Origin of the sequence: Pseudomonas sp. LAP_36 (assembly GCF_019456785.1) — a bacterium.
GTDB classification, from domain to species: Bacteria; Pseudomonadota; Gammaproteobacteria; order Pseudomonadales; family Pseudomonadaceae; genus Aquipseudomonas; species Aquipseudomonas tritici.
On sequence record NZ_JAHZMS010000007.1, the window covers coordinates 289979 to 300772 of the forward strand.

Here is a 10794-nt window from a genome sequence, read left to right on the forward strand (position 1 = left end):
GAACGTCTCACTAGTGGGAATGAGAACCACACTCAATAAACACTTAGAATCTGCCAACTAAAACATAGAAGAGAAAGCATCCATGTCAGTACGACTCGGTCTGAGCCCCCTGAGCAAAGCGCTATCGATGCGACGGGCCCTGAACTTCAACCTGTTGCCAAGCGCGCTGGCCCTTGCGGTATCGATGCCCATTGCCGGGTACGTCCAGGCCCAAGAGATCGAGCTCGACATCCCTGCACAGCCGTTGGGGACGGCACTGCAAGCGTTTGGCCATCAGAGCAACCTGCAAGTGCTCTACAGCCCTACCGACGTGCAGGGCAAAACCAGCACCGCCGTCAAAGGCACGCAGGAGCCCAAGCAAGCCCTCGCCACCCTGCTCAAAGGCACCGGCATCAATTACACGCTGCAAGGCAACGCTGTGACCATCAGTGCGGTCGCGACCTCAGGGCTGGAACTGGGTGCCACCCAAGTGACGGCCAACCAATTGGGCACCGTGACCGAAGGCACCGGTTCGTACACCCCAGGCACCATCGCCACGGCGACGCGCCTGGTGCTGACGCCACGGGAAACGCCGCAATCGATTTCGGTGGTGACGCGTCAGGTGATGGATGATTTTGGGCTCAAATCCATTGACGATGTGATGCGCCATACACCGGGTATCACGGTGTCGACCTTCGACACCGAGCGTACCAACTACTACTCCCGTGGATTCTCCATCGAGAACTTCCAGTACGACGGCATTCCGACCCTGCGCAATGCCCAGTACTCGGCAGGCCAGACCATGACTGACATGGCGATCTATGACCGGGTTGAAGTCCTCAAGGGCGCCACCGGTTTGCTCACCGGAGCCGGCGCGCCTGGTGGCACCATCAACCTGATCCGTAAAAAGCCGACTTCCGAGTTCAAGAGCAGCATTGAACTGGGTGCTGGCTCCTGGGACAACTACCGTACACAGGTCGATGTCAGCGGCCCGCTGACCGAGAGCGGCAACGTACGTGGACGCGCGGTGGCGGCGTATCAAGACAAAAAGTCGTTCCTCGACCACTACTCCCGCAAGACCGGCGTTTACTACGGCATCCTTGAAGTCGACTTGACCCCGGACACCCTGTTGACCCTGGGCGCCGACTATCAGGACAGCAACCCCAAAGGCTCGAGCTGGACCGGCACCCATACGATTTTTGATGCCGTCGGCAATAAACTCGACGTGCCGCGCTCTTTCAACAATGGTCCTAAATGGGGTTCATGGGAACAATACAGCAGGACTGTATTTGCCACGCTGGAGCATAATTTCGACAACGGCTGGGTCACCAAGGGCCAATACAACCACCAGATCAACGGCTACAACGCCCCCCTGGGCTACATATCCCAGGACTCCGCCACCGCCAGTTCGATCTTTGCCAGCAAATACACCGGTGAAACCACCAGCGACAGCCTGGATGTCTACGCTTCAGGGCCGTTCGACCTGTTTGGTCGCGAACACGAGCTGGTGATTGGCCAGTCGCTTTCGACCTCCCGATGGAAAGGCAAGGATTACCGAAGCAACGTCACCTACTTCGACAACTCCTATGATTTCTATAACTGGCACGGCCAGGCCATCGAACCGCTGTGGGGCGCGCCCTCCAGGATCAGTGATGAGACCACTCGCCAGACCGGCACCTATATCACCGGACGCTTCAGCCTGACGGATGAGATGCACCTGTTGCTGGGCACTCGGATTGCCAATTACCAGGTCACCGGAACCAGCGACAGCCAGGAAAGCGGCAAGGTTGTGCCCTACGCGGGTGTGACGTACGACCTCAATGATAACTTCACCGCCTATGCCAGCTACTCCGAGATATTTAAACCGCAAACCGAATATCGCGATCGTACGCGCACGATGCTTGACCCTGATGAGGGTAAGAACTACGAGTTCGGCCTCAAGGGTGAGTTCTTCAACGGACGCTTGAATTCTAGCCTTGCCTATTTCGAAGTGCATGAGACTAACCGTCCGGTCCTCGATACTGCCTGGAACTCCCAACCAAACGTGGATACGTCCTACGTAGGAACCAAGTCCAAGACCAAGGGCTACGAAGCGGAAATCTCGGGCGAACTTACCCCTGGCTGGCAGCTTCAGGCAGGCTACACCCACAAGATCGCGCGAGATGATGACGGCAAGAAGGTCTCAACCTGGGAACCAGAAGACCAAGTCAGCTTCTACACCACCTACAAACTGCAAGGCAGCCTCGACAAGCTCACCGTCGGCGGCGGCGCACGCTGGCAGAGCGCAGGCTGGCAGACTGTCCGGAACTGGGGCTACCCCGGCGGCGGACGCTCTGAAAAATTCACCCAGGAACCCTACTGGCTGGTTGACCTGATGACCCGTTACCAAGTGACCGAGAACCTGTCGGCCACCCTCAACGTCAACAACCTGTTCGACAAGCACTACTACACCAATATCGGTTTCTATGACTCCGCCTACCCTGGCGACCCACGCAACTTCATGGTGACCACCCGCTACGACTTCTGACCCGCAACCCCCAAAGCCCCTGCTCACCACGTGACCAGGGGCTTTTTCATGGCCATAACAAAACGCCCCTGATCATGCTTGATGATCAGGGGCGTTTCTTACCTCAACCGCTTACTGCATGGCGGCCACAAAGCTGCGGATGAACTCAGCGTTATCCACGATCCGATGATGAGTCGTCTCGATCACCACCGAGCGCTGGATACCCGCCTGGCCGATCACCTCGCGCATGCCGCTTTCGATCAGCGCCTGGTGAATGCCACCCTCACTCAGCGCCGCCCACCAGCAGTTGACCGGTGCCTTGATCGCACGGTAGTCGGTGTCTTGCAGGCGCTCATCCAGCAGTTGCTTGATCGCCCAGGAGCGCTCGGTTTCGCCGCCCTCCTGCAACTCTTCCTTGAGTGCACGGAAGCTGTCGCCCAGGGTCGATTCCGCCCAGTCGGACAGGCACTGCCATTGTTCATCCTCGTTGCCGGGAGCCGCTTGCCAGACACGTTGGATCTGTTCGGCATACTGAGGGAACATCACCGCCAGCAGCTCGGCACGCCGCTCAGCAGCAGATATCACGCGGTCGTCCACCAGCGCGCCCTGATTCCAGAACGCAGTGAAGCGAGCCGGTGGCGGCGCGTCGATCCAGCCGACCGATTCGACCTGACGACCGGCCTGTTCCAGGTGATAGGCCACTTCCATGGCCAGGTTGCCGCCCAGTGACCAGCCCGCCAGGCAAAAGGCTCCCTGCGGCTGGGCACGCAGCAACTGCTGGGCGTAATCCTCGACCATTTGCGCCCAGCTCGGCACTTCGCCGCCCTCTTCCACCAAGGCGCGGCACATCACGCCCATCACCGGGCGCTGCTCACGCAACGCCAGGGCAATGGCTTTGTAGCAATGCACCGAGCCAAAACTTGGGTGGAATAAATACAGTGGCGTGCCTTCAGTCTGGCCGTTGAGCGGCACGATCAGCGACGTCGGGCCGTTACCCTCCATGCAGCGCGCCTGCCCGGCCACGGTGGGATGAAGCATCAATTGATTGACCGCCAGCGACACACCGCACGCCTTTTTGAGTCGGTCCTTGAGCATCAGCACCAACAGCGAGTGGCCGCCCAGTTCGAAGAAGTTGTCGTGCAAGCCCACGCGCTCGACGCCCAGCACCTGTGCCCAGATGTCGGCAATCTGCTGTTGCAACCGAGTGTGCGGCGCAACGTATTCGCGGCCCGTTGCGTCGGGCTTGGGCAACGCCTTGCGGTCCAGCTTGCCATTGGGGCTCAACGGCATCTGTTCCAGCACCACCCATTGTGCAGGCACCATATAGTCCGGCAGGTGATTCCCCAAATAGGCGCCCAGGCGGTCACGCCAGTCGTCGCCAGCCTGTTGCAGCACCACGTAACCCACCAAGTGCTGACCGTCCACCACCAGCACGGTGGCTTCGCGCACATCCGGGTGTTCGAGCAGACGCGCTTCGATTTCACCCAGCTCAATCCGCAGGCCGCGCAGCTTGACCTGATGATCCAGGCGCCCGAGGTACTCAATCACACCGTCAGCACGCTGGCGTACGCGGTCGCCGGTGCGATACAGGCGAGCACCGGCATGGAAGGGGCAAGGCACAAAACGTTCAGCGGTAAGGCCGGGGCGGCGATGGTAACTGCGCGCCAGGCCTTCGCCGCCCAGGTACAACTCGCCCGCCACGCCGACAGGTACCGGCGATAAACCGGCGTCCAGCACATGGGTGCGCAAGTTGGCGATCGGCTCTCCGATGGGCACGCTGGCCTGGCCTTCGTCGACGCACGTCCAGTGGGTCACGTCGATGGCAGCCTCCGTTGGGCCGTAAAGGTTGTAGAGCCCGGCCTGGGGCAGCTTGGCGAATACCTGTTGCTGGGCATCCACCGGCAGTGCTTCGCCGCTGCACACGATACGTTGCAGGCTTTGGCAGGTGGTGACCTGTGGATCCTGCAGGAACGCCTGGAGCATCGAGGGCACAAAGTGCAGCGTGGTGATGTGCTCGTGGTTGATCAGGCTGACCAACTTGGCCGGATCACGATGATCCCCAGGCGCTGCAACCACCAGGCGCGCACCGGTCATCAAGGGCCAGAAGAACTCCCACACCGAGACATCAAAACTGAACGGGGTCTTTTGCAGCACGCTGTCGCGGGCTGTCAGGCCATAGGCTTCCTGCATCCAGCACAACCGGTTGGTCAGCGCCGAATGTCGGTTGCCCGCCCCTTTGGGTTGCCCGGTGGAACCGGAGGTGTAGATCACATAGGCGAGGTTTTCGCCGTCCAGGGCGATGTCCGGGTTGTGTTCGGCATACCCTTCAAACCAGGACTCGCCGAGCACCAGGCTGTCCAAGCCTTGCGGGATCGGCAACTGTTCCAACAAATGCGCCTGGGTCAGCAGCAGCTTCACGCCGCTGTCCTGCAGCATGTAGGCCAGGCGTTCGCGCGGGTATTCCGGGTCCAGCGGCACATAAGCGCCACCGGCCTTGAGCACCGCCAGCAGCCCCACCACCATTTCGATGGAACGCTCTAGCGCCAGCCCCACAAGGACGTCCGGGCCTACACCGGCGCTGATCAAACGATGGGCCAAGCGGTTGGCGCGGCGATTCAACTCGGTGTAGCTCAGCTGTTGCCCGGCAAACGCCAACGCCGGCGCATCGGGTGTAAACGCAGCCTGATCTTCGATCCATTGGTGCACACAGCGTTGCAGTGGGTAGTCGCGGGTCGTGGCGTTCCAGCCGTGCACCGCCGTTTGCTGCTCACGGTGGTCAAGTAACGGCAACTGGCCGATACGCTGCTGCACATCACCCACCATGCCCTGCAGCAGGTTCAGCCAATGACGCGCCATGCGCGCCAGCGTAGCGGGTTCGAACAGGTCAGTGGCATAGGTGAGCGAGGCGGCAAGCCCTTCGGTGGATTCGTGGGTATTGAGGCTCAGATCGAACTGGGCGGTCTGGCTGTCCCACGCCAGCCCACTGACACTCAGGCCAGGTAGTGGCTGGCGCTCATCGCGGGCAGAGGCCTGCGTCTGATGATTGAAGAGCACCTGGAACAACGGGTTGAAACTCAGGTTGCGCTCAGGCTGCAAGGCTTCTACCAGTTGCTCGAAAGGCAAGTCCTGATGCGCCTGGGCATCCAGCGCACGTTGCTTGACCTGCGCCAGTAACTGGGCAACCGTCAGCTGCCCATCGATGTCGGCCTTGAGCACCTGGGTGTTGACGAAGAAACCGATCAGGCGCTCGGTTTCCACGCGGTTGCGGTTAGCGACGGGGACGCCGACGCGGATATCTCGCTGGCCACTGTAGCGGTGCAACAAGGTCTGGAACGACGCCAGCAACAGCATGAACAGCGTCACCCCTTGACGCTGGGCCTGCGTGCGCAATGCGCTGACCAGCGCCGAGGGAACGTTGATCTCCAGGCTCGCACCGCGATGGCTTTGCTGGGTCGGACGCGGGTGATCCAGTGGCAGCTCCAGGACCGGTTGCTCACCGCCAAGCAGGCCGCGCCAGTAATCGAGCTGACGTGTTTTTTCGCCGGCATCCATCCAATTGCGCTGCCACACCGCGTAGTCAGCGTATTGCACCGGCAGGTCCGGCAACTGCGGCGTTTGGCCCTGGCTGTACGCAACATACAAGTGCACCAGTTCATCAACCAGCACCTGCATCGACCCACCATCGGAAATGATGTGGTGCTGCACCAGCGCCAATACATGGTCATCGTCGGCGACGCGCAGCAGGCCCACACGCATGAGCGGCCCCTGGGTCAGGTCGAACGGTTGTGCAATGAACGCCTCCACATGAGTACGCAGTGCAGCCTCTTCTACGTCGCTACGGGTGATCGCTACCGATGTGTTCGCCGCAATAACCTGCACCGCACGCTCACCGTCTTGTTGCAGGTGGGTACGCAGGCTTTCATGACGCGCGACCAGTGTGTCGAAACTGCGCTGCAATGCGGCTTGGTCCAGTTGGCCCTTCAAACGCAAGACACCCGGCACGTGATACGCCGCGCTGTCCGGGTCCAGTTGCCAGAGGAACCATTGGCGCTCCTGGGCGTAGGACAAGGGCAAGGGTTGATCTCGCCCCACGGCCAACAGCGGCGGCGCCAGCGGTGTGCCGCTGTCGGTCGACAAGGCAGCAACAAACCCCTGCAAGCGCGGTTGTTCGAACAGGCTTCGCAGGGCGATTTCCCTGCCCAGCAGGTTGCGCAGGCGCGAGACGACCTGCATGGCCAATAACGAGTGGCCGCCCATTTCAAAAAAGTGGTCCGTCAGCCCTACTCGCTCGGCGCCCAGGATATCGGCCCAGACAGCGGCGACCTGTTGCTCCAGTTCGGTGACGGGCTCGACCCACAGCTGCTGCGATTGGCTGGCATCGGGCTTTGGCAGCGCCTGGCGATCCAGTTTGCCGTTCGGGTTCAGCGGCATGCGTTCAAGGAAGACCAGGTGCGCCGGCACCATGTAGTCCGGCAGTTGTTCACGCAGAGTCGACTTCAGTGCTTCGGCGTCGGTTTGCTCGCTGACCAGATAGGCCACCAACTGGTTGTCGGCAGCCAACACCAGGGTTTCACGTACGCCGTCCTGGGCCAGCAACAGCGCTTCGATTTCCCCCAGTTCGATACGGAAACCACGGATCTTCACCTGATGGTCGACCCGGCCGACGTACTCGATCACACCGTCAGCGCGGTAGCGCGCCAAGTCACCCGTGCGGTACAGGCGCTCGCCGGTTTCGCCGAACGGGTCCGGTACAAAGCGCTCGGCCGTCAGCAGCGCCCGGTTCAGATAGGCACGCGCCAAGCCGCAGCTGCTGCCGATGTACAACTCGCCCACGGCGCCCAGCGGCGCCAGGTTCAAGTCACGATCCAGCACATACAACGCCCGCCCTGGCAGTGAACGGCCAATCGGGCTGGCGGTGGCGCCGATCAGTTCGGTGCCTGATGTGCAGTCCAGCACGCTCGATACCACAGTGGCCTCCGTCGGGCCGTAGGTATTGAGCAAACGCACATGGCCGAGCCCGGCCTTGAGCCACTGCGCCGGGCCGTCCAGCGGCATGGCTTCGCCACCGATGTGGATCTGGCGAAGCGAACCGTAAGCACGCGGGCCAGCGGCCAGGCAGTCGAGCAGGAACAGGTTCCAGTAGGCGGTCGGCAAGTCGGCCAGGGTAATGCCCTGGGCGATGATTTCCTCGTACAGCCGCGCACTGTCCCATAGCTCGGGACCGCGCAGCACAACCGTGGCGCCATGGGTCAACGCCGGGTACAGCTGTTCAACAAAACCGTCAAAGTTCAGGGTGGCGAATTGAAGAACGCGGTCTTCCGAGGTCAACCGTGAATAGCCAGCTGCAATGCTGGAAAACTCAGTCAGCGCCGCATGGTTGATCGCCACGCCCTTGGGTTTGCCGGTGGAGCCGGAGGTGTAGATCACATAGGCCAGGTTCTGCGAAAAAACCGTTATCTGCGGATCGCTTTCAGGGCACAACGCCAGGTGCGCATCAGCCAGATCGACCGTCGCCATGCCTTCGGGCAATGGCATCGCCACATGAGACTGGGTCAGCACCAGGCGCACGCCGCTGTCTTCAAGCATATGCAACAGGCGTTCACGCGGGTATTGCGGGTCCAGCGGCACATAGGCGCCACCGGCCTTGAGCACCGCCAGCAGGCTGACCACCATGTCGAACGAACGCTCGACCGCCACGCCCACCAGCACTTCCGGGCCGATGCCCTGGCCGATCAGGTGATGCGCGAGGCGGTTGGCCTGACGGTTCAGTTCGGCGTAGCTGATGGACTGGTCCCCCAGACACAGGGCAATCGCGTCTGGGCGCTGCCGCACCTGGGCTTCAAACAAACGATGTACGCCCTGTTGAACAGGTGCCGCTGCGCCGCCAGCATTCCATTGGTGCAACAGGCGCTGCTGCTCAGCGCTGTCAAGCAACGCGAGTGCCGCAATCGGCTGTTGCGCATCGCTGGCCACGGCGGCCAACAGGTTCTGCCAATGCTGCGCCAAGCGCGCTACTGTCGCGGCTTCGAACAGGTCAGTGGCATAGCTCAACGAGGCCCACAGGCCTTCAGCGGACTCCTGGGTGTCCAGGCTCAGATCGAAATGCGCCGTGTGGCTGTCCCATTCCAACCCTTCCACGCGCAAGCCGGGCAACTGCTCGCCACGCGGCACGCGGGCCTCGGATTGATGGTTGAACATCACTTGGAACAGTGGGTTGAGGCTCAAGCTGCGTTCAGGTTGCAGCGCTTCCACCAGCTGCTCGAAAGGCAAGTCCTGATGGGCCTGGGCATCCAGGGCCCGTCGCTTGGCCTGCTGCAACAGTTGGGCAAAGGTCATTTGCCCGTCGATGTCGGCCTTGAGTACCTGGGTGTTGACGAAGAAGCCTATCAGACGCTCGGTTTCTACACGATTGCGGTTGGCGATCGGCACACCCACGCGGATATCCGACTGGCCGCTGTAGCGATGCAGCAAGGTCTGGAACGAGGCCAGCAACAGCATGAACAAGGTCACGCCTTCGCGCTGCGCCAGGTCTTTGAGGGCTGCGACGACGTCGGCCTCAAGACCGATATCCAGCCGCGCGCCACGGTAACTCTGAACAACCGGGCGTGGATGATCCAGCGGCAGCTCAAGTACTGGTTGCTCGCCGCCGAGCAGGTCGCGCCAGTACGTCATCTGACGCTGCTTCTCGCCGGCCTCCATCCAGTCGCGCTGCCACACGGCGTAATCGGCGTATTGCAGCGTCATCAGCGGCAGTGACGCCGACTGGCCCTGGCTGAACGCGGCATACAGCTGCACCAGCTCATCGACCATCACCTGCATCGACCAACCATCGGACACAATATGGTGCTGGACCACTACCAGTACATGCTCCAGCTCGCTCAGCTGCAACAGCGTGACCCGCAGCAGCGGGCCTTGACGCAGGTCGAAGGGTTTGGCGATCTCGGCTTCCACCCGCGCCTGCAACTGCTCGGGTGAGGTGTCCTCAAGCCGGGCGTAATCCAGCAACAGCGCAGACTCCGGCAGGACACGCTGTACGGTGCGCTCGCCCTCGCTGACAAACACCGTGCGCAAGGTTTCATGACGCGCCAGCAAGGCGTCGAAACTGCGTTGCAACGCGGGGCGATCCAACTGCCCGCTCAGGCGCAATGCAGTGGGCACATGATAGGCCGCGCTGTCGGGCTCCAATTGCCAGAGGAACCACTGGCGCTCCTGGGCATACGACAGCGGTAACGCGCGGTCACGTGCCAGCGCGCGCATCGGCGGCGCCAGCGGCGTTGCGTCCAGGGCCTGTAAAGCCAGCACAAAACCTTCCAGTTGCGGCTGTTCAAACAGGGTGCGCAGCGCGACTTCCCGCTCCAGCAACTGGCGCAGGCGCGAAATCACCTGCATGGCCAGCAATGAATGCCCGCCCAGCTCGAAGAAGTGATCCGCCAGGCCAACACGTTCAACCCCCAGCACATCGGCCCAGATCGCGGCGACTTGCTGCTGCAACGCGGTCACCGGTTCAACCCACACCCCTTGGGATTGAGCCGCCTCCGGCTGCGGCAGGCCCTTGCGGTCCAGCTTGCCATTGGGGGTCAGTGGCATCTGCGCCAGGAACATGAAGTGCGCTGGCACCATGTAGTCCGGCAGGCGGGTTTTCAGGGCGCGACGCAGCGCTTCGCGGAATTCGACCTGGGCCGGGGAGTTCTCGGCCAGCAGCGGGTCTGCCGGAACCACATAGGCGACCAGTTGCTTGCCCGTTGGGCTTTCCTGAGCGACTACGACGGTTTCACCGACGCTGTCCTGTTCACGCAGGCACGCTTCGATTTCACCCAGCTCGATACGGAAACCGCGAATTTTCACCTGATGGTCGACGCGACCAAGGTAATCCACCACGCCATCCGGACGGCCACGGGTCAAGTCGCCGCTGCGATACACGCGACTGCCAGGTTTGCCGAATGGATCCGGCACAAAACGTTCGGCGGTGAGTGCCGGACGTTCCAAGTAACCCCGGGCCACGCCCTCGCCGCCCAGGTACAACTCACCGGCCACACCGATAGGTTGCAGGTTGAGTTGCGAGTCCAATACGTAGCCACTGCGGTTGCCCAACAGCGTGCCGATTGGCGCGTAGACGGCGCCGCATGGGTTACCTTTTCGTGCTTTCCACAGCAACGGCGTGACCACGGTTTCGGTGGGGCCATAGCCATTGAACAGGTAGGTTGGCTTGAGTGCGCGCCAGGCCAGGTCATAGCTTGCCTGGGCGACCGCGTCACCGCCGAAGCAGTACACACGAACAGCCGGTGGGTTGCCGTCGCGTTCAGCGTGTT

Annotated in this window: 2 protein-coding genes; one reads left to right on the top strand and one right to left on the bottom strand. The window is 61.7% G+C overall.

The features are described 5' to 3' along the window. Positions 1-82: 82 nt before the first annotated feature. Positions 83-2506 carry a TonB-dependent siderophore receptor gene (locus JBO08_RS22200; RefSeq protein ID WP_065876021.1) on the top strand — a complete coding sequence of 808 codons (2424 nt, stop codon included), beginning with the start codon at positions 83-85 and terminating at the stop codon, positions 2504-2506. Between the two features lie 111 nt (positions 2507-2617). On the opposite strand, the gene JBO08_RS22205 is transcribed toward JBO08_RS22200, so the two are convergent. Then, the coding region (locus tag JBO08_RS22205) for a non-ribosomal peptide synthetase (RefSeq protein ID WP_220074950.1) at positions 2618-10794 on the bottom strand (8177 nt) is incomplete at its 5' end.